Source organism: Sulfitobacter noctilucicola, from assembly GCF_000622385.1.
Taxonomy (GTDB): domain Bacteria; phylum Pseudomonadota; class Alphaproteobacteria; order Rhodobacterales; family Rhodobacteraceae; genus Sulfitobacter; species Sulfitobacter noctilucicola.
Window position 1 is genome coordinate 494,580 of sequence record NZ_JASD01000008.1, and the last position, 20,419, is coordinate 514,998.

Below are 20,419 nucleotides of genomic sequence, written 5' to 3' on the forward strand. Positions count from 1 at the left end.
CGCCGCCGCAGAATTGTTTAATTCACTGGATTCAGCGGGTTTATCGAAATCCGCAGCTGTGCTAGCCTGAGGCTATAAAAATATGGCCAGTCGAATAATCGGCGGTCTTGAGGCAGACAAAGGCAGTTCATCATGAAGGCGCGACGCTTTCCCTACGCCCGTTTCGGGGCGTTCTTCATTGCGGCAATCTGGTTATTGGTCATCGTACCACTTAGCGCGAGGGCGGCCCCCTACGCGGCCTACGTCATGGATGCGCGAACGGGCAAGGTAATCCACGCCCAAAACGCCAATACCCGCCTCCATCCGGCATCGCTCACCAAGATGATGACCCTTTATGTCGCTTTTCAAGCGATCGAGCGCGGTGAAATCTCTCTCGACAGCAAGGTTACAATTTCGAAGAAGGCTGCGGCTGAACCTCCCTCCAAGCTGGGCTTGCGGGCCGGCCAGCGGATCAAACTACGTTACTTGATCCGTGGCGCGGCTGTGAAATCCGCCAACGATGCGGCCACGGCCATTGGCGAAGCAATCTCGGGTTCCGAAGCCCGGTTCGCGCGGCGCATGAACAATATGGCGCAATCTCTGGGTATGACGCGCACAACCTTCAAGAACATGCACGGCCTGACCGAAGCGGGCCATCTCTCCACAGCGCACGACATGTCTATTATGGGGCGGCACCTGCTTTACGACTTTCCGCAATATTATAACCTGTTTTCCCGCATCACAGCAGATGCCGGTGTGCGAAAGGTCAGCCATACGAACCGCCGCTTCCTGAATTCCTATAAAGGGGCCGACGGCATCAAAACCGGCTATACCCGTGCCGCTGGTTTCAACCTCACCGCCTCTGCTGAGCGCGGGAACGAGCGTATCATCGTTACGGTTTTCGGTGGTAAATCCACCGCCTCGCGCAATGCGAAGGTTACCGAGTTGATGGACCTTGGTTTCCGTCGTGCGCCATCACGCGCACCACTGCGCAAGCCAAAGAAACCGGTTTATCGCGATGTAGAAGTCGCAACCGCCGCGCCAAAAACCAAGTCACTCAATCCGGGGTCTGTCCCCGGCGGTGCTGGCAAGACCATCCGCCTTGTCGGGGCTGTGAAAAAGTCCCTTCGTCCGCAATTGCGCCCGGGTGCGCAAGCACCTGTATTGGTCGCAAGTGTGTCCGAGACCGTCTCAAATGCCGACATAACCGCCGCGTTGAAAGAAGCCGTCACGACACCAGCGCCTGCAGCAACAGCTCCGGCAGAAAAGATTACGCTGGCCGCTGCCACAGCTTCTGTAAGGCCCACGATACGGCCCAAGAACGCGACCAAACAGACGGCGACGCGCCAGAAACGTGTGGTCGAGCAGGAGGTCGTGACGCGGGTATCTACATCGGGTGGGCGGCACTGGGGTGTGAACGTCGGGCGTTATCCAAGCCGCTATGCTGCAGAAAAGATATTGCTCAAGACCGCGCTGGCAGAGATGTCAACGCTGGACGGCACCCTGCGCAAGGTCATCAAGCGCCCTCAGGGATTTGATGCAAACTTCCTTGGTATGACGCGGGAAACGGCGGATCTCGCCTGTCGACGTTTGGCTGCACGCAATGTCAGCTGCTTTATGATTGGCCCGGGCTGACCGCTGCTTCTTTTGCCTCGCGGCGCAACCATGTAGCGAAAGCTTTGACCCACGCACGCTGGACGCCGGGCCTAGTGACGATGTGATATCCTGCGCCCGGCTTGTCTTCCACGTGGAATTCGCGCAGACGGCCAGCATCGATATCTCTGGCCACAAAGTCACGTACCGTAACAACAACGCCCTGCCCTTCACGCGCACCATCCAGCATCAGATTGCCCGGCACCTGCACCATCCCCAGCTCGGCACGTGGCACCCCAAAGCGGCGATGCCAATTGGTCGCCTCTGAGGTGCCCAGCTCTTCTAACCACGGAAATTTCGCCAATTCAGAAATGTCGGAAATCTCGGCGTCGCCCACAAGCGATGGTGCCGCTACAACCACCATCGGCGACTGCACCAGCATCTCTGCCTCCACCCCCGGCCAAGGGCCTGTGCCATAGCGGATCGCGATATCGATCCCATCAGAGCCCAGCATCACAAGCTTGGGCGAGGGATCAATCATGATATCCACTTGCGGATAATCTGCGCGAAATTTCGGCAATCGCGGCATAAGCCACGAAGCCGCGAAGGTTGGCGTTGCAGAAATATGAACGGGGCGTTTTTCGTGCTGTCCCGTGATATCCTCAACCGCGTCGATCATCGCACCAAAGCCCAGTTGCAACGCCTGTGCCAGCTTCTCTCCTGCCAGCGTCAACTCAAGGCTACGACCGGACCGATCCAGCAGAGAGGTATCCAGATGCGATTCAAGAACGCGCAATTGCTGGCTTATCGCGGCATGACTCACGCCCAACGCGTCACCGGCAGCAACGACATTGCGGACGTCTGCGAAGGCAGCAAAGGCACGCAAAGCGGACAATGGGGGAAGACTCCGCCAATTCATATTTAAGTAATTCTTACATACAGTGATTTTTGATGACTCGGTAATCTCACGCTTTACGTCCTATATACCTGCATAACTTCTTTAGCCCTTAGGAGACCTCATGTTAGATATATATGCAAGTGCCTTCATGACTGCGACAAGGACCGATACCGTGCAACTACGTGAGGTCCCCTCAAAGAACGGGCAGAAGCGTCGCCGCTGGTTTGCGCCCCGCAAAACCATCGAAATCAACCCTTCCAAATTGTGAGAGCCATCATGCCAACACTTCAAGCTCCCCTGCGTTACTCAGTGAGCGATCTTTTCACATTGATCCGTACCCAACGCGTGAATGTACTCAAATGGGCTGCGTCAATCGTTCAGATCATGGGATATTCGGCGACTGCATTCGGGCTTACCCCGCTTAACATCTATCTGTTCCTGATCGGACTGGTTGGCTGGTTTGCTGTGGGCGTGCTGTGGCGGGATAAAGCAATCATGCTTATCCACGTGGTTGCCCTCGCCGCTATGATTGCCGGCCTGCTAAGCGCTTAGGCAGGCGTGCTGACAGCACGGTAAAGATGCCAGGTTGCATGCCCCAGCACAGGCATGGCAACAAACAAACCAAGAAAAGCGGGCAACATCGCAATCAGTGTGATGCCCGCTATCAATACCCCCCAGCACAGAAACAGTATCGGTGCGGACTTAACCGCAGAAATTGACGACAGCATGGCCGTGACAAAATCAATATCACGATCCAGCAGCATCGGCATTCCGATCACACTGATTGAGAAAACAAGCAGCGCAAAGACCGCGCCCACCACACTGCCCACAGCCAGCATCGAAAGCCCTTCGCTTGTCAGGAAAATGCCCAGTGATGAAGACACATTTGTCATCGGAGACAGCCCCAGAAACAGTGCGAATATCATGTGACCAAGGAAGAACCAGAACATGAAGGTCACGATAATGATCGCCGCAAGCCACGGGAGTTGCCCGGAAAGGTGCTGACGGACCACCGAAGTAATGGCCGACAGATGTAAAGGTTCGGTGGTGTTACGGCGGCGGCTGACCTCATAAAAACCCAGTGCGGCCAGTGCTCCGATCAACGGAAATCCCATCACGGCCAACACCAGCCAGTAAGTCGTGCCAGTGACATAGGTGACGGCCGCCATGATGAGCCCTGCGATCACGAAAAAGCTTGCGAAAAACAGGTCAGTCAGAGGCGCAGCCGCAAAGTCGCGCAGTCCTGCCGCGAAGCTTTGGCGAAAGTCGGCAGCGGTGGGCTTACGCAATTGGGGCGCACTAAGAGGTCTGTCTGTCATAGCTACAACTTGGCGCAAAATGTCGCCGGTCTAAATGATATAGATCAACACATGCGCGGGCGGTGTGTCAGGTCGCGGCTTGCAAAAGCGTTCGCGTATAATCCGACTTGGGCCGCTCATAAAGATCAGCCGCATCGCCATATTCAACCACATCCCCACGCTTCATCACCATAACTTTGTGCGACATCGCGCGCACCACTTTGAGGTCGTGACTGATGAACAGGTACGCCAGCCCGTATTTTACCTGCAGATCGCGCAGCAGCTCAACAATCTGAACTTGCACCGTCATATCGAGAGCTGATGTAGGCTCATCCAGAACCAAGAGCTTTGGACGTAGGACCATAGCGCGCGCAATCGCGATACGCTGCCTCTGGCCACCGGAAAACTCGTGCGGATAGCGGTCCATCGTTCCGGGGTCGAGACCAACTTCGACCATTACCTCGTGGACCAGAACGCGTTGATCCGTGCCTTTATCGACACCGTGAATGCCGAGCCCTTCAGATATGATCTGAAAGCAGGTCATGCGCGGGGAGAGCGACCCGAAGGGGTCTTGAAACACAATTTGCATTTCCGAGCGTAGGCGGCGCAATTGCCGGGTAGACCACTGGCGCACGTCCTGATCCATAAAGGTGATGCCCCCTTCGGAGGCAATCAATCGCATGATGGCAAGCGCCATCGTGGTTTTGCCCGAGCCGCTTTCGCCCACTATGCCCAGCGTTTCGCCTGCACGGACAGATATCGTCGCATCATTCACCGCTTTCACATGGCCCACAGTCCGCCGCAGCAAACCTTGCTGGATCGGAAACCACACCTTGAGATGTTCGGTGCTCACAATCTCTGGCGCATCTGCTGGTACGGGATCAGGTTGGCCCGTCGGCTCCGCACTCAGCAGTTTGATGGTATAGGGGTGCTGCGGATTGTCGAAAATCTCGGTGGTTGGTCCCTGCTCTACGATCTCACCATGCTGCATCACACACACACGATCAGCAATGCGCCGCACAATCCCAAGGTCATGGGTAATGAACAGAAGCCCCATGCCTTCGCTGTCTTTCAATTCTTTCAGCAGGTCCAGAATTTGCGCCTGAATGGTGACATCCAACGCTGTTGTCGGCTCATCCGCGATCAGGACGTCAGGCTTGTTTGCTAGCGCCATTGCGATCATGACACGCTGGCGTTGGCCGCCAGATAGCTGGTGCGGATAGGCACCCAGACGGCTTTCTGCGTCGTTGATGCCGACCTTCTCCATCAGCTCTAGGATACGTGCGCGCGCGGCAGCACCGGCAAGCCCCTGATGTAAGGCAAGGCTTTCACCCAACTGCTTTTCAATTGTGTGTAGCGGGTTGAGCGATGTCATCGGCTCCTGGAAGATAAAGCTGATGTCGTTGCCACGCACCTTGCGCAACAGCGCCTCATCCGCGCCGATCATCTGCTGACCCTCGTATGTGACAGAACCGGACACTTCGGCGCTGTCCCCCAAGAGAGACACAGTCGACAAGGCCGAGACAGATTTGCCAGAGCCGGATTCGCCTACCAGCGCAACGGTCTCGCCGCGCTCAACGTGAAAGGACACACCTTTGACGGCCTGCGTGACCTGACCGTCCTGACGAAAGCCCACGCGCAAATCGCGCACATCCAGCAGTGCAGTCATGAAAACGTCTTTCTCGGATCGAAGGCATCGCGAATGCCTTCAAAGATAAACACCAGCAGGGACAGCATGATCGCAAAGGTAAAGAAGGCCGTGAAGGCAAGCCAAGGAGCCTGAAGGTTCTGTTTCGCCTGCAACGTCAGCTCGCCCAGTGACGGCGCAGAAGACGGCAGACCGAAGCCCAGAAAATCAAGGATCGCGAGCGTGCTGATCGTACCGGTGATGATGAACGGCAGCATCGTAAGGGTCGCCACCATCGCGTTGGGGAGCATGTGGCGGAACATGATGGTGGTATTGCCCACACCCAGCGCCCGCGCGGCGCGCACGTATTCCAGATTTCGCGCGCGCAAGAATTCGGCACGGACCACACCCACCAGGGATGTCCAACTGAAGAGCACCAAAAGGAATACAAGCAGCCAGAAACTGCGTCCCAAAATCGCGAACATGATGATGATGACATATAGTGACGGCGTGGAGGACCAGATTTCGATGATCCGTTGGAAAATGAGATCAAGCCATCCACCAAAGAACCCCTGCACCGCCCCCGCGATGATCCCGATGATCGACGCAAGACCCGTAACAATAAGGGTAAACAGAATCGACAGGCGGAAACCGTGGATGACCCGTGCCATCACATCGCGTTTGGTGCCGTCTGTCCCCAGCCAGTTCTGCGCATTGGGCGGCAGCGGGGCCGCGCCGGGACGGTCCACGGCAGTGTTAAAACTGTACGGGATGATCGGCCAGATTGCCCAACCTTTGGCAATCTCCTCGCCCTCGATCAGACCATCCTGCGCGTCTTCGATATATCCTTCCGGGTCATCGAAACACAGCTCAAGCCCGCCCGTCTCGATCAAGCACTTCACTTCCGGATCGCGATAGACAGCTTCGGTCTGGAAATCGCCGCCGAACTCCGTCTCGGCGTAGAAATTGAAGATCGGCATATAATAATCGCCTCGATAATTCACGAGGATCGGTTTGTCGTTCGCTACGAATTCAGCGCAAAGCGAAATGCCGAAGAGGACCGCGAAAATCCAAAGCGACCAGTAGGCACGCTTGTTCTTTTTGAAGTTGCGCCAACGGCGTGCATTTAGCGGGGACAAAGCCATCAGCCCTCCCTCCGCTCAAAATCGATGCGGGGATCAACAAGCACATACATCAGGTCAGACAAGATGCCGACGACCAGCCCGATAAGGCCAAAGATGAATAGCGTGCCAAAAACAATCGGGTAATCGCGGGCAACCGCCGCTTCAAACCCCAGACGCCCCAGACCATCAAGCGAGAAGATCGTCTCAATTATCAGAGAGCCGCCAAAGAACACACCGATGAACACCGCCGGAAAACCCGCAATCACGATCAGCATGGCGTTGCGGAACACATGACCGTAAAGCACAGCGCGTTCTGACAACCCTTTGGCGCGGGCAGTCATCACGTAGTGTTTCTTGATCTCGTCCAGAAAGCTGTTTTTCGTCAGCAAGGTCAGCGTCGCAAAGGCACTGATCGTGGAGGCCAGAACCGGCAGCGTGATGTGCCAGAAATAATCCGCGACCTTACCCAGAGGGCTAAGCTGGTCGAAGTTATCAGAGGTCAGCCCCCGTAGCGGGAAAATCTGGTAATAGGACCCGCCCGCAAAAAGCACCAACAGCAGAATCGCAAACAGAAAACCGGGGATCGCATATGCCGCGATAATGGCACCAGACGTCCACGTGTCAAAGCTACTGCCGTCTTTCACCGCTTTGCGGATGCCTAGTGGGATCGACACCAGATAGGCAATCAAGGTCGACCAAAGCCCCAGTGTAATCGAGACGGGCAGCTTTTCCTTGATCAGATCAATCACGCTGATGGAGCGGAAATAGCTCTCTCCGAAATCGAAGCGCATGTAGTTCCACATCATGTTCAGGAAGCGTTCAACCGGTGGCTTGTCAAAGCCGAACTCTTTCTCGAGCTCTTCGATGAATTCGGGTGGCAAACCACGGGCACCAACATAACTGTCGTTGGTTTCAAGCTCGGCGTTGCCCGCATCATTGCCTGCACCGGCAAAGCCGCCAAAGACATCACCGCCACCCTGAATACGGGCGATGGCCTGTTCGACCGGCCCACCGGGGACGAATTGAACCAAGGCAAAGTTAATAAGCATGATCCCGACAAGAGTGGGGATGATCAGCAAAAGCCGTCGAAGAATGTAGGCGCCCATGGGTGCGGATTACCTCAGCGCGCCATCGGCACGCAACGCGGCACCTTTATCGGCGTTGTACCACCAAAAATCGAGGTATCCCAAACCGTAGGCCGGTATTTCTTCGGGGCGCTCGTACTGGTTATAGTAAGCAGTCCAGTGCACATCGTTGTACCAGACAGGGATCATAAAGAATTCGTGCCGCAATGCACGATCGAGTGCGATCAACGTCGTATCGGTTTCTTCTTTTGAGGTCGCACGCTGTGAGGCTTCAATGATTTCATCAACCAACGGGCTGGCCAGACCGGCAGGGTTGAAAAGCGAGTAAGACGCCGCCTCCGATCCGTAAACCTGTTGCAGGCCGCCACCGGTGCTTAGAAACGGGATATACTGGTCAAATACCATGTCATAGTCGCGATCCCGTTCGCGTGCGGTGTATTGCGATGCATCCACACGCTCGAGCACTGCATCCACGCCCATCGCGCGCAGGTTGGACATGAAGTTTTCAACCACCGCCGACAATGTCGCTGACCCTGAAGAGTTCATCAGAAAGGTCAGACGCAAAGGTGCGCCGGTTTCATCACGTCGCATGCCATCGCTGCCGACGGCCCACCCAGCATCGTCCAGCAGCTTTGCCGCGGCACGGGCATTGCGCCGGTCCAGCAGACGGGTCGCGCTGGAGGTGTGCGGCATCCGTACTTCCTCGCTCAACAACTCTGCGGGCACCAAATCGCCCAGCGATTGCAGGAATGCCAATTCGTCGCCTTCCGGCACACCTTGGGCCATCAAGGGTGTATCCTGATTGAAGGACGCGCGTTGCTTGAAAAGACCGTACTGCAGCGATTCATTGGTCCATTCAAAGTTGAACCCCAAGGCGACCGCTTCCCTGACGCGGCGGTCCTTGAGGACCTCCCGCCCGAGGTTGAAGACGATACCAACTGGCGTAGGAGGTGCACCATCAGGGATTTCGTCCTTGATGATCTGGCCGTTCTTCACCTTTGGGAAATCATAGGCTGACGCCCATTGCTTCGAGTTACCCTCATTTCGGAAGGTATATTCGCCCGCCTTAAACGCCTCAAAGGCGGAGTTTTCATCGCCGAAGTATTCAACCCTGATCTTGTCAAAGTTGTTGCGACCTTGGTTGAAAGGCAAATCATTGCCCCAATAATCCGGGTTCCGTTTATACAAGATCCGGCGGTTCACGTCGATTTCGTCGATCATATATGCCCCGGAGCCAGGCGAGGTTTCCAAACGGCTTTCGTCCAGACGCGCGCCTGTTTCCTCATACCATTTCTTGGACCACACAGACATGCCGCCGACCACTTCGATAAGGCTGCGGCGCGAGATGCCCGGAGTGAATTCGTATTTGATGGTGTGGTCATCGATGACTTCGATGTTCTGGATGCGTTTACTGACCGCATCCGCATAGGATTTCAGACCCTGATCAAGAATCAACTGCTGGCTGAAGGCGACATCATGTGCCGTTACCGGTGTCCCGTCAGAAAACCGTGCCTCGGGGCGCATGTAGAAGATGACCCAGTTCTTATCGACATCGTATTCGAGCGTCTCGCACAGCAGGCAGTAGTATTCGGCATAGACGTCGGCAGGAGCCTGCACATTGACGCCTTCACCCAAAAGGCTTTCGTACATGACGGTGGCCAAGGCACCGCCCCGCCCCTTGCGGGTATAGGGGTTCATAGAATCAAACGTGCCCAACGTCGCGATAGAGATTTCACCACCCTTGGGGGCATCCGGGTTCACATAGCTGAAATGGGGGTAATCCGCATCATATGACAGCTCACCAAAGAACGAATAGCCGTGGCTTTTGATCGTTTCCTCTTGGGCGGATGTCGCCCCGGCCCAAACCGATGCCGCACCGAAGGCCGCAAAGGCCATCCAGTGCATCCAGTGCATTCCCTTGCTTGAACGGCTCATCGCTTGGGTCGTTGATCGGTTCATCAGGCACATCCTTTGCAACAATCTCAACTTGTCTGTTGATGTAAGCTAACGGCGAGGCGTGCCAAGAGACAAGTTGCGAATATGTTATCTATTGAAACACGCACAAAAAAACCGCCCCGAAGGGCGGCTTTTTCGTCGAGTACGTCTGTGAATTAGTTCAGGCTTTGCAGATAGGCGATGACATTCACCTTGTCCGCTGGCTTTTTCAGACCGGCAAAGCCCATTGTCGTGCCAGGCGCATAACCTTTGGGGTTAAGCAGGAAGCCGAACAGAGCCTCTTCTGTCCAATCACCTTCCAAAGATGTCAGCGCGCCGGAGTACCCGAAACCGTCAACCGAAGCGACGTCGCGACCAACAACACCGTTCAGGTGAGGGCCAACACCGTCGGTGCCGTCAACCTTGTGGCACGCTGAACACTTACGGAAAACGCCTTCGCCTTTGCTGATATCCGCTTCGGCCATCAGCGCCATCACGTCGATTTCTTCTTCGGGCTCGGCCTCTTCGGCACCGGCGACTTCAATCACATATGACTGCTCGCCATGTGCTTCGGCGTGGTACAGCTCTTCTGCGCCCCACTTTCCAAGCAGCAAGATGAGCCAAGCGCCGAACAGGCCAGCACCGATTTTTGTGAGTGTCATTGTGTCGAACATAGATTTGGTCCGTATCTTTATTGAGGCTTTTTCATGCGGGTATCTATTGCTTTCCCTGCCTGCAAGCAAGGTGTAGTTACCGCGACGAAACGCCCAAGGGGCGCAAAATATCAAGGATTGGTCAGATGTCCGACACAGATACGCCGCGCATCGCGTTTCAGGGCGCTTTGGGAGCCTATAGTCACGAGGCTTGCCTGCAAGCGCGACCCGATATGATTCCCGTCCCTTGCACGACATTTGAAGGTGTGATCCGCGCCGTGCGGGAAGGTCGCGCCGATCTGGCAATGCTGCCGGTCGAGAACACGACTTACGGCCGTGTGGCAGACATCCACCGCTTGCTGCCGGAGAGCGGCTTGCACATCGTCGCCGAAGCATTCGTTCGCGTGCGCATTGCCTTGATGGCGCGCCCCGGTGTGGCACTGAAGGACGTAAAACACGTTCGCGCGCACATGGTCCTGCTGCCACAGGCACGCAGCTATCTGGATACGAAAGGGATCACTTTTGAAGCCGCGGCAGACAGTGCCGGTGCCGCAGAAGAACTGGCCCTGAACGACGGGTCAACAGAAGGTGTGCTGGCAAGCGAGGTCGCCGCTGACATTCACGGGTTGGAGGTGCTGGCCCGTGACATCGAAGACCTGGACCATAACACGACCCGCTTTCTGTTGATGGCCCCGAAGATCGACCTGACCCGTCGGGGGGACAAAATGTTGACCACGTTTGTCTTTGAGGTCCGCAACATCCCCGCGGCGCTTTATAAGGCAATGGGTGGCTTTGCCACCAACGGCGTCAACATGACCAAGCTGGAAAGCTATATGGTCGGCGGCTCATTTACCGCGACGCAGTTCTATGCGGACATCGAAGGGCATCCGGAAGACGAGAACGTCAAACGCGCGCTGGACGAGTTGGGTTATTTCACGAACATGCTGGATATACTGGGCGTGTATCCCGCGCACCCTGGTCGGGGCTGACACGGCCCAATTCCAACAGGCCTTTCTGAAAAGAGAAAAAGACCCGTCGCCGAGGTAGCAACGGGTCTTTCTTTTGCCGGGAAAGTTGCCCAACACATCCAATACGTGTTCTGGGAGGCAACCTTCCTCACGCAAGCAGGACGCCTAATGATCGCCCTGATCCTAATTCATACTGTCAAACGCCAAGCTTCTTTCTCAACCGTGTGACCTTAGACTTAAGCTTGAAGCCCTTGGCTGCGCCTTTGTCGTCTTTGACCGCCTGTAAACGCCACCAGTCACCATCGTCGTTCCAGCTCCGCCAGATTTGGCCGTCTGCATCCGTGATGTGCGCTATGCATTCCCGGTCGTCGTTCGGTTTTGATCCAACACCGTCACCTTGTTGCCAGTAATGAACAAGATCAATGCACAGGACGCCGCGCTTTACAGACCATTTTCCGACGCTCACGGATTCACTTTTCCTCTTGCAATAGGCTTGCGCCTCCCAGCCGCCGCCAAGGTATACACCGCCCGGCTTGCAGGATTTCCAGAGGCGGCTAGTGCCCGCATAGAAATTCGCAACCGTCTGACTATCTGTAGCCTTGGTGTTTTTCGGTTTCGGATCTGCGTGAAGCGTTGTTGCACCGAACGTCGTCGCGGCCACAAATCCGACCAGATAAATTGATTTTCTGAAATACATGACCGAAGTCCCTCGCAAGTTTTCGCTGAAACGCTCCTTAGTCGGGGCATTAGCAGCTGTCTGAACAGCACCACATCATGCGATCCGGCCGCATGAGACAAGCTATCGAATCCGATACGGTTTAGGGTGTGATCAAGCCCTGCTTGACTGCGATGGCGATTGCCTGTTCGCGCGTCGATGCCTGCAACTTGCTGCGGATGACTGTGAGATGCTTGCGCACCGTGACCTCTGCGATCTGCGCCTTGAATGCGATCTGATCATTCCTTAGCCCCCGCGCCAACAGGCTGAGAATATCGCGTTCCCTTGGGGTGAGCGGAGCAGTCCCGACGTTCAGGAACCCCTTCTTGGACAAATCCCCTGGAACCGACATATGTGAAGCAAAAATTGCGTGGATGATCCGCAATCGGTCCAACCCGATCCGGATTTCCACATCAGCAAGGCGGTCGGACGCGCAATAGACGATCATCGCACGGGCATCATTCGTCGGACTGCTCCATGCGGTCGCAAACAGCGAGCCGTATCCGTACGCCTTAAGATCGTGATTAAGACGATATGCAGGATCGGACGGGTCAAGTGTACCACAATCCACCATTACCTCCGGCTCACCCGCCAATAACGAGTGAACAAATGGGTCGATTGCGGAATAGCCCGCCTCTTCGTACCGGCCGAGCCATTCGTCGCTCATTGATGATCTGGCCCACGCTATGCCGCCGCCATTTCCCAATGTCACCGCAACATTCAGCGCCGTGCCACCTAACTCATCATTGATCGTATTTGCGGTTTCCCAAATGCGTTCGGCATCGTCATACTGCTGAAGTCTTTTCGAAATGACTGTGACGAATTCGACAAAGTTCTCTGAGGTTAGGTTCATACCGTCCAATAATTTCTGCGCAAAACCGGCTGGGTCCACGCATCATATCGGGATCACAAACTTAAGGATACAGTAAGAGTGTATTTGCCGTTCTTTATGCAGACCGGTTAAAGCGCATCAGGCTTGTCGGGAATAACGGTCTTCCATGCCTTTCGCGTATTCAGCGATCCGCAGCTTGAATTTCTTGGTCAAAGAGTTCTTTGCGAGTTTCAGCGACTGGACAAGCAAACGCGTGCTCAACGTCAGTGGTTTGATTTCCAGTTCCACCCGCACCCGCGTCCGGCTGCGCGAAAGGCCAATCAGTTCAAAACTTGTAGTGCCCAACATACCCGGTGATGTACTCTCGAGTACGATCTCGTTCGGACGGTCAAAGGTCACCATCTCGAGTTCCATTTCACGTCTCTTGCCGCGTAGATCAAAACGCGCCTGCCACGTCATACCAACGCCGGGTTTCGGCAGGCGATCGACGCGCTGCACCTCTGCACCGCGACGCATCGCAGAGCGTTCAAACCCTTCAAAATCACATAACATCTCGAACACCGCGTCGATTGGTGCTTCTATGTCTTCGTTGGTCGAAAACTTCATCTTTTTGCCTTGCTGCCCTCAGTCCACTTATCTGCGTTAACCTTTAATTAACCAATTCTCGCGTCATTCCAACGTATCTGCAAGCCAATTTTCTAGTAAAAAGTGTGCAATTGCCCCTTTGCGTGCAGGTAGTATTGACACATGATTACCGGCAAACACCTCCATCATTTCCTCTCTGGTGACCCACTGTGCATCTTCGATTTCGACCGGATCGATAGAAATATCAGTACTTGTCGCTTCACCCTGACAGCCAAACATTAACGAAGCGGGAAAGGGCCATGGCTGACTAGCGAGATAGTTAACCGCGCCCACGCGCACGCCCGCTTCTTCAAAAACCTCACGGCGTACCGCGGCCTCAAGTGTCTCTCCGGGCTCAACAAATCCAGCCAGCAGCGAGTACATACCTTGCGGCCAGCCGGGCGAACGTCCCATTAGGACAGAGTTGCCATGTGTGATCAGCATGATCACCACCGGATCGGTACGCGGGAAATGGCTGGCGCGGCATGTAGGGCAACTGCGTTGCCATCCGGCCTGCGTCACGATTGTGGGTGCCCCGCATTTGGCGCAGTACCCGTGGATATCGTGCCAGCCGATAATTGCTTTTCCCGTCGCGGCAAGTTCTGCATCACGTGGAGTCAGCCAAGTCATAACACGGCGCAATTCGGCGAAAACCATCTCTTCAGATAGTGCCGGATGCCGCTGTTCACTTGGATCAAGGAAGCTTCCCATGCCTTCTTCGTCCAGACCGTCGGGTGCCCATTTGGACAGATCAAAGGCAAACACAGCCGCGCCATCTTCGCGTCCCAACAATATCGGGTCCGCCTCTGCATCGGCCAGCACCGGGTGGTCCAACGACAAACGCACTAAAGACGCCGGTCGCTGTGGCGAGATCAGCGGCTTGCCCCGCCAGAAAATGACAGCCTTCGTGTCGCCGGCACGGAGCATGAATTTGATGACATCGGGATTACTGCGTACTTCACCGGCCCGGTCGAGCGCTGATCCACCAAATGTTACTTCTTCCGCATGCCGCATGTGCTGTCCTTCGAATTCAAGCTGTTCGCCCTTTCTGTTGCATCTTTGGCGGAGGCACAATGCGGGCTGGTGAAGCTCTTGATCTATTCAGGTTGTTCTGGTGTTATATTAAACAATCAAAGGTTGAGCGACTCAGATGAAAGACGATCATCGGCATCCTGATAGACTAACCCGTCAGGTCCTGACCGGGACAGCGTCACACGGGTCCCGAACGTTTTTGAACTTAAGAGTCTTGGCGACCACTGATGTGCATATGCAATTTCTAGGCCACAATTATGTCCGCGACAAACCGCTGCGCCATCATGGTTTGGCCGGGCTGGCCACGTTGATTGCGGAAGCGCGTGCCGAAGCCGCAGCGGATGGCTCAACGTGTCTATTGTTAGACAACGGCGATCTTATACAAGGTGCGGCCATCGGTGACACCTGCGCGCGCCTTCCTGTTACGGCCCGCCATCCTGTGGTCCGCTGCCTTGAGGAAATGAACTACGATGCCATTGGTCTGGGAAATCATGACCTTGATCATGGCCTCGACTATCCCATCGCGATTGCTGCGCAGACGAAGGTGCCTGTCATTGCCACCAATCTTGAACTGTTCAGGCAGGGACCCTTCGTGCGCGAAGTCATTTTGCCCTGCCTCCTGTCTGTTACGGATCATGGCCTGCCCCAAACCCTGCAGATCGGGGTTTTGTCTGTTTTGCCGGACCGGACAGCACAATGGAATAAAGCCTCCCTTGCGGGAACGGGGCAAGTGCATCCGCCGAGAAGAGCATTGGAGCAGGCTGTCACGCGCGTGCGCGGCAAAGGTGCCGATATCGTCATCCTGCTGGCACATCTCGGAGTGGGCGATATCAAACCCAAGAACGCGCTTGCGGACGATGCGCTCGATCTGGCCCGTGTGGAGGGTGTGGATGCGATCATCGCGGGCCATACCCACAGGCGTCTTCCGGGATTTGATCACGCCGGAATGCGGGACGTTGACGAGGTCCGCGGCACCCTTGCATGCCGTCCTGCCGCAATGCCCGGTTTCGATGCCTCCGATCTGGCAGTTCTCGATCTGCATCTGCGGTGCTTGCCGGATGGAAAATGGCGGATAGAACAGTTCGAAAATGAGCTGCGGCCCAATTCGGCTAACGTCCTTCCCGATCCTGCTATCGCTGAAATTTGCGCTCCTGCACATACGCGTACCCGCAACGAGCTTGAAACGGAGATCGGACACACCCCCGTACCGCTGCATAATTTCTTTAGCCTGGCCGCTCCAACAAATACGACGATCTTATTGGCCCGCGCCAAAGCACAGGTCGTGCGCGCGGCCCTTCAAGGTACGCCCGAAGGCAATCTGCCGCTTCTTGCCGCCACCGCCGCGCATACCGCCGGAGGACGCGCGGGACCTGACCACTTTTTGCACATTCCCAAAGGTCCAGTCATGCGGCGGCATCTGACCGGTCTCAGCCCCTTCGCCAACGAAATCTGCGCATTGCACCTTACCGGCGTTGAGCTCCGGGAATGGCTTGAGCACAGCCTGAGTGTTTATCACCGGCTGGACCCGAAAGCGGACAAGCAATCCCTGATCTGCGAAGATCGCCCGACATTTGAGTTCGATACGATTTTCGGGCTGACCTATTCTGTTGATCCCACGCGCATGGACGGGCACCGGCTGACGTCATTGAAATACGCAAACACAACTGTCACGGACCGGCAGGACTTCATTCTCGCGACCAATCTTTTTCGTGCGTCGGGGGGCGGAGGGGGCCAGCATTTTCAAGACAGCGCTATCGTGCATCACGCCAAAATGCTGGTGTCAGATGCGCTTGAGGACCTTCTGAAGCAACCGCACCAAACCGAAACACCGTTTGCAGACACAGCACCCTGGCAGTTCGATGTGCCTCAGGAAACGCGTGCGGTGCTTCGTACATCGCCCGAAGCATTGCCCTATCTCAATGAAATTGCATGTCTTGCGCCGAGATTTTTAAACATCGACGCGGAGGGTTTCGCCGCTATCCAGTTGACCTTGTGAGACTTGCACTCTGCGCGCTCCCATCCTATATCGACGATTGAGAGGTTGGTGCGGGCAGGCGCCTCGCCAACCCGGTCAGATCCGGAAGGAAGCAGCCGTAACGAGTCCCGCTTGGGTCGTTATCAATCTCTCACCATCGCGTCTTTGCGGACGGGCGCGAACGCGGCTTTCGCTAAAGGCGCTGCCGAACTATCTCTCCCCTAATTATAGATCGTCCCAAGAGCTCAACTTATTTCTGCTGCGCGACCGCCTGTAATAGATCGCCATGAGCACCCCGAAAAGCAGGCCTGCACAGACTGACGCCACGAGGGCCGCAACCAACCCGTGCCCCTGTGCCCGCCATGTCAGGAACCACATCAAAGGTCCCCAAACCGGACCGAACCAAAGAGCGTACCCAAGCACTACACGCCAGAAGGGCGCATAATGGGGCGGCTTCACAAGCCAGCCCATGCGCCGCTGTAGCCTCAGCAATGGCGGCCTGAAATTACTTTGGCGTATGCCTGTCTGAGCTAGCTCTGTCAGGGCAGCATCAAATTTGCGGTCGTGTTCGCTCATAGTTGCTGAGCTGCAAAAGTGTCACACTGGCCCACCGATCCCGTCTCGTAGCCACGTGCAAACCAGCTTGCCCGTTGTTCGGACGTACCGTGCGTGAATGTGTGCGGCTGGGGGACCCTGCCCGCCTGCCTTTGCAGGTGATCATCGCCGATTTTACGCGCAGCATTTAGTGCTTCTTGCAAATCACCGCGTTCCATCAGCCCCTGTACATTCCGCGCCCAAACACCGGAAAGGCAATCAGCCATCAGTTCCAGCTTAACGGTCAGAAGATTGGCCTCGGTTTCCGTCGCCCTTTGGCGGGCAGCGTTCACTTTGGGCAGGATGTCGAGCTGATTCTGAACGTGGTGCGCGACCTCGTGGGCGATCACGTAAGCCGCGGCAAAGTCACCGCCTGCGCCCATGCGCTGGCTCAACATATCAAAAAAGCTCGTATCAAGATAAGCTTTGCTATCTGCCGGGCAGTAGAACGGTCCAGTCGCACCAGATGCTCCCCCACAGGGGCTTTGCGTGACACCGGAAAAGACGACCAACTGAGGTGGCACATATTCACGTCCAAGCTGATCGCGGAAGACCTGCGTCCAGACATCTTCGGTTGTGGCCAACACCCGCGCGGAAAATTCGGTAGCTTCGCTGCTGGCCTGGCTTGATGGCACACTTTGCTGCGTCTGACCTCCGCTTTGCAAAAGCGGGCTGACATCAATGCCCGTAAAGTATCCGATGGCCAGAACCGCCAGAACGCCAACCATGCCCAACCCGCCAGCCTTGCCGCCCATGCGGCGACCGCCGCTTCCGCCGCGCACTTCCACGTTCCGGCTGCGTCTAATTCCCTTAAGCCGCATCGCAGCCTCCCCTTTTATTCATTGCCCTATTGTCAGCCGAACGCGCAAATCACACAATGGTTCAATGACAAATAACAATGAACTCGCCGAAAATCGCACCAATTGGGCTGAGGACCGTACCATTCTTGCAAATGAACGGACGTTCGCGGGCTGGATGAGAACCGGCATGGCCTCTGTCGCGGTCGCTGTTGGCCTGCGTGCCGTCTTTGGCGAATTTGAGCCGACATGGGCCGCCAAAGCGGTTGCATCGATCTTTATCATTACGGCGGTTTATATTTTTTGGGCGGCACAAAGCTCCGCCTGCCAGACCCTGAGCCGCCTGAACGAAAACGAAGCCTACGCGCAGCCGCTTAAACGCATAAGAAGCCTCGCTTTGGTCTTTAGTTTCGGTGCTTTGTCGGTCGGTGCGATCCTCTGGGCGCTCTGAAGCGGTTTACCTGTCCACCTCAAGGGCATACCCTGCCCTCCTGATCCGAATCCCAGCTTCCCGGAGCCCCCATGTCCGACACCGCCGCCTATCAGGTATTTGCCCGTAAATACCGGCCTGAAACCTTTGCAGACCTGGTCGGGCAGGATGCGATGGTGCGCACGCTGAAAAACGCGTTCGAGGCTGACAGGATCGCACAAGCCTTTATCATGACGGGCATCCGCGGCACCGGCAAAACAACCACGGCGCGGATCATTGCCAAGGGTATGAATTGCATTGGCGAAGACGGCAATGGTGGCCCCACGACAGAACCGTGCGGCGTTTGCGAGCATTGCACTGCCATTATGGAAGGCCGTCATGTCGACGTGATGGAGATGGACGCCGCATCGAATACCGGTGTCGCGAACATTCGCGAAATTATCGACAGCGTACACTACCGCGCGGCCTCGGCCCGCTACAAAGTCTATATCATCGACGAAGTGCACATGCTGTCGACAGGGGCCTTCAACGCGCTGCTCAAAACGCTGGAAGAGCCGCCCGAGCATGTCAAATTTATCTTCGCCACCACAGAAATCCGCAAGGTGCCGGTGACAGTGCTGTCACGTTGCCAACGCTTTGATCTGCGCCGGATTGAGCCAGAGGTGATGATCGCGTTGATGCGCAAGATCGCGACCGCCGAGAATGCGGAAATTGCCGATGATGCGTTGGCCTTGATTACACGCGCCGCCGAAGGTTCCGCCCGCGATGCCACATCGCTGCTGGACCAGGCAATCAGCCACGGTGCCGGTGAGACAACTGCAATGCAGGTCCGCGCGATGCTGGGTCTGGCAGACAGGGGCCGCGTGCTTGATCTTTTTGATATGATCCTGCGTGGTGATGCCGCAGGTGCACTAACAGAACTCGGCGGCCAATACGCGGACGGTGCCGATCCAATGGCGGTACTGCGCGATCTGGCAGAAATCACGCATTGGGTGTCGGTTGTCAAAATCACGCCCGATGCAGCCGAAGATCCGACCATCTCACCCGAAGAACGCAGCCGCGGCACACAAATGGCAACTGATTTGCCCATGCGTGTGCTCACTCGGCTGTGGCAGATGCTGCTCAAGGCACTGGACGAAGTCGCCTCCGCTCCCAATGCGATGATGGCCGCCGAGATGGCAATCATCCGTTTGACCCATGTAGCCGACCTGCCAAGCCCCGAAGAGCTTGTACGCAAATTGAACAAGACCGCGCCACCGCCGCCCTCCGCATCCGCGCCGGGCAGCGGTTCACCCTCTGCTCCATCGGGCGGTGCCCAAGCGGTCCAACAAGCGCAGACCCGCATGCAAAGCGCGCCGACTGGCAACGGTCAGGCAACGGCAGTGGCTCAAGATGTCGAGGCCGCCCTCGGTCGGTTTCCAACCTTTGAACACGTCGTCGAGTTGATCCGCGCCAATCGCGACGTCAAGCTGCTGGTCGAGGTGGAGACAAGCCTGCGCCTTGCCGCCTACCAGCCCGGGCGCATCGAATTTGTCCCGACCGACGATGCGCCACGCGATCTCGCGCAGCGATTGGGTCACCGGCTGCAAGGGTGGACCGGTAACCGCTGGGCCGTGTCCATCGTGAATGAAGGCGGCAGCGAGACGATTGCCGAAGTACGCGATGCCAAGGATCTCGCCCTGCGTGCCTCCGCGCAAGATCATCCGATGATGCAGGCCGTGCTCTCCAAATTCCCGAATGCACGCATCACAGCCATCCGCACCCCCGAACAAATTGCCGCCGACGCTGTCAGCGAAGCGCTGCCAGAAGTCGAGGATGAGTGGGATCCGTTCGAGGACGGTTGATCCTGCAAGGGGACGCCCGCATATATAGGTTAAAGCAATCAGGAGAATACGATGCTCAAAGGACTAGGTGCGCTTGGCGATATGGCCGGCATGATGAAAAAGGCGCAGGAGATGCAGGGCAAGATGGCCCAGATGCAAGAAGACATGGCCAGCATCATGGTCGAAGGCATGAGCGGTGCCGGTCTTGTTAAAGCGACCTGCACAGCCAAGGGCGAACTGAAGGGTCTCGACATTGATCCGTCGATCTTCAATGGCGATGACAAGGAAGTTGTCGAAGACCTGATCCTTGCCGCGATCAAGGACGCCCAGACAAAGGCCACGGAACGCGCCCAGGAGGAAATGGCAAAGCTGACAGAAGGCATGGGCCTTCCTGCTGATATGAAGCTGCCATTCTAAGCGCGACTTTACGGCTTCAC

At 56.2% G+C, this 20,419-nt stretch carries 20 protein-coding genes and 1 other RNA gene; 8 read left to right on the forward strand and 13 right to left on the reverse strand.

Features of this window, described 5'->3' with window-relative positions; all coding sequences use genetic code 11:
• The first annotated feature begins 132 nt into the window (after positions 1-132).
• A complete protein-coding gene (locus Z946_RS0106110) occupies positions 133-1,614 on the forward strand; it encodes a D-alanyl-D-alanine carboxypeptidase family protein (RefSeq protein ID WP_025054843.1) in 1,482 nt (493 codons plus the stop codon).
• Here the strand turns inward: Z946_RS0106110 and Z946_RS0106115 are convergent.
• Positions 1,595-2,491, reverse strand: coding sequence for a LysR substrate-binding domain-containing protein (locus Z946_RS0106115; RefSeq protein WP_025054844.1), 897 nt, complete (start codon positions 2,489-2,491; stop codon positions 1,595-1,597). The two genes, Z946_RS0106110 and Z946_RS0106115, sit on opposite strands and share 20 nt — an antisense overlap.
• Before the next feature lie 288 nt (positions 2,492-2,779).
• Here Z946_RS0106115 and Z946_RS0106125 point away from each other — a divergent pair, with 288 nt between their 5' ends.
• Complete coding sequence (locus tag Z946_RS0106125; RefSeq protein ID WP_025054845.1) at positions 2,780-3,022, forward strand: DUF6552 family protein; 243 nt, start codon at positions 2,780-2,782, stop codon at positions 3,020-3,022.
• On the opposite strand, the gene Z946_RS0106130 is transcribed toward Z946_RS0106125, so the two are convergent.
• The 6 genes from Z946_RS0106130 to Z946_RS0106155 form a co-directional block, all read right to left on the reverse strand.
• Positions 3,019-3,789, reverse strand: coding sequence for a DUF2189 domain-containing protein (locus Z946_RS0106130; RefSeq protein WP_025054846.1), 771 nt, complete (start codon positions 3,787-3,789; stop codon positions 3,019-3,021). The genes Z946_RS0106125 and Z946_RS0106130 overlap by 4 nt on opposite strands.
• A gap of 67 nt (positions 3,790-3,856) precedes the next feature.
• A complete protein-coding gene (locus Z946_RS0106135) occupies positions 3,857-5,437 on the reverse strand; it encodes an ABC transporter ATP-binding protein (protein ID WP_025054847.1) in 1,581 nt (526 codons plus the stop codon).
• Complete coding sequence (locus Z946_RS0106140; RefSeq protein WP_025054848.1) at positions 5,434-6,540, reverse strand: ABC transporter permease; 1,107 nt, start codon at positions 6,538-6,540, stop codon at positions 5,434-5,436. Before Z946_RS0106140 ends, Z946_RS0106135 begins: the two co-directional genes overlap by 4 nt.
• On the reverse strand, positions 6,540-7,625 hold the full coding sequence (locus tag Z946_RS0106145; protein ID WP_025054849.1) for a microcin C ABC transporter permease YejB: 1,086 nt from the start codon (positions 7,623-7,625) through the stop codon (positions 6,540-6,542). Before Z946_RS0106145 ends, Z946_RS0106140 begins: the two co-directional genes overlap by 1 nt.
• Positions 7,626-7,634: 9 nt before the next feature.
• Positions 7,635-9,518 (reverse strand): extracellular solute-binding protein, encoded by a 1,884-nt coding sequence (locus tag Z946_RS0106150; RefSeq protein WP_375782150.1) that lies wholly within the window; start codon positions 9,516-9,518, stop codon positions 7,635-7,637.
• 197 nt (positions 9,519-9,715) lie between these two features.
• Complete coding sequence (locus tag Z946_RS0106155) at positions 9,716-10,213, reverse strand: c-type cytochrome (protein WP_025054851.1); 498 nt, start codon at positions 10,211-10,213, stop codon at positions 9,716-9,718.
• 125 nt (positions 10,214-10,338) lie between these two features.
• Here Z946_RS0106155 and Z946_RS0106160 point away from each other — a divergent pair, with 125 nt between their 5' ends.
• The gene (locus Z946_RS0106160; RefSeq protein WP_025054852.1) at positions 10,339-11,181 is read left to right on the forward strand and encodes a prephenate dehydratase; all 843 of its coding nucleotides are present in this window, start codon (positions 10,339-10,341) and stop codon (positions 11,179-11,181) included.
• 175 nt (positions 11,182-11,356) lie between these two features.
• On the opposite strand, the gene Z946_RS0106165 is transcribed toward Z946_RS0106160, so the two are convergent.
• The 4 genes from Z946_RS0106165 to nudC form a co-directional block, all read right to left on the reverse strand.
• Complete coding sequence (locus tag Z946_RS0106165) at positions 11,357-11,857, reverse strand: DUF995 domain-containing protein (protein WP_025054853.1); 501 nt, start codon at positions 11,855-11,857, stop codon at positions 11,357-11,359.
• A 121-nt stretch (positions 11,858-11,978) separates the two neighbouring features.
• Positions 11,979-12,728: a helix-turn-helix transcriptional regulator gene (locus tag Z946_RS21010; protein WP_152540558.1), complete on the reverse strand. Its 750-nt coding sequence runs from the start codon at positions 12,726-12,728 to the stop codon at positions 11,979-11,981.
• Between the two features lie 117 nt (positions 12,729-12,845).
• Entirely contained in the window at positions 12,846-13,313 is a 468-nt protein-coding gene (locus Z946_RS0106175; protein WP_025054855.1) for an SRPBCC family protein, read from the reverse strand.
• A gap of 63 nt (positions 13,314-13,376) precedes the next feature.
• The gene (nudC, locus tag Z946_RS0106180) at positions 13,377-14,345 is read right to left on the reverse strand and encodes an NAD(+) diphosphatase (RefSeq protein ID WP_025054856.1); all 969 of its coding nucleotides are present in this window, start codon (positions 14,343-14,345) and stop codon (positions 13,377-13,379) included.
• A 136-nt stretch (positions 14,346-14,481) separates the two neighbouring features.
• Here nudC and Z946_RS0106185 point away from each other — a divergent pair, with 136 nt between their 5' ends.
• Both Z946_RS0106185 and ffs read left to right on the forward strand, forming a co-directional pair.
• Positions 14,482-16,359 (forward strand): 5'-nucleotidase C-terminal domain-containing protein, encoded by a 1,878-nt coding sequence (locus Z946_RS0106185; protein WP_081780784.1) that lies wholly within the window; start codon positions 14,482-14,484, stop codon positions 16,357-16,359.
• Positions 16,360-16,397: 38 nt separating this feature from the next.
• Positions 16,398-16,495: signal recognition particle sRNA small type (gene ffs, locus Z946_RS21360), an RNA gene on the forward strand.
• Positions 16,496-16,563: 68 nt separating this feature from the next.
• Here ffs and Z946_RS21950 read toward each other — a convergent pair.
• Positions 16,564-16,914 (reverse strand): DUF6404 family protein, encoded by a 351-nt coding sequence (locus tag Z946_RS21950; RefSeq protein WP_025054858.1) that lies wholly within the window; start codon positions 16,912-16,914, stop codon positions 16,564-16,566.
• A complete protein-coding gene (gene ypfJ, locus Z946_RS0106195; protein WP_025054859.1) occupies positions 16,911-17,753 on the reverse strand; it encodes a KPN_02809 family neutral zinc metallopeptidase in 843 nt (280 codons plus the stop codon). Before ypfJ ends, Z946_RS21950 begins: the two co-directional genes overlap by 4 nt.
• Before the next feature lie 64 nt (positions 17,754-17,817).
• Between ypfJ and Z946_RS0106200 the strand changes: the two genes are divergently transcribed.
• The 3 genes from Z946_RS0106200 to Z946_RS0106210 all read left to right on the forward strand — a co-directional run bounded on the left by Z946_RS0106200 (position 17,818) and on the right by Z946_RS0106210 (position 20,399).
• Positions 17,818-18,180 carry a YidH family protein gene (locus tag Z946_RS0106200; RefSeq protein WP_025054860.1) on the forward strand — a complete coding sequence of 121 codons (363 nt, stop codon included), beginning with the start codon at positions 17,818-17,820 and terminating at the stop codon, positions 18,178-18,180.
• A 71-nt stretch (positions 18,181-18,251) separates the two neighbouring features.
• Positions 18,252-20,003 carry a DNA polymerase III subunit gamma/tau gene (locus tag Z946_RS0106205; RefSeq protein WP_025054861.1) on the forward strand — a complete coding sequence of 584 codons (1,752 nt, stop codon included), beginning with the start codon at positions 18,252-18,254 and terminating at the stop codon, positions 20,001-20,003.
• A gap of 51 nt (positions 20,004-20,054) precedes the next feature.
• The gene (locus tag Z946_RS0106210) at positions 20,055-20,399 is read left to right on the forward strand and encodes a YbaB/EbfC family nucleoid-associated protein (RefSeq protein WP_025054862.1); all 345 of its coding nucleotides are present in this window, start codon (positions 20,055-20,057) and stop codon (positions 20,397-20,399) included.
• The last annotated feature ends 20 nt before the right edge of the window (positions 20,400-20,419 follow it).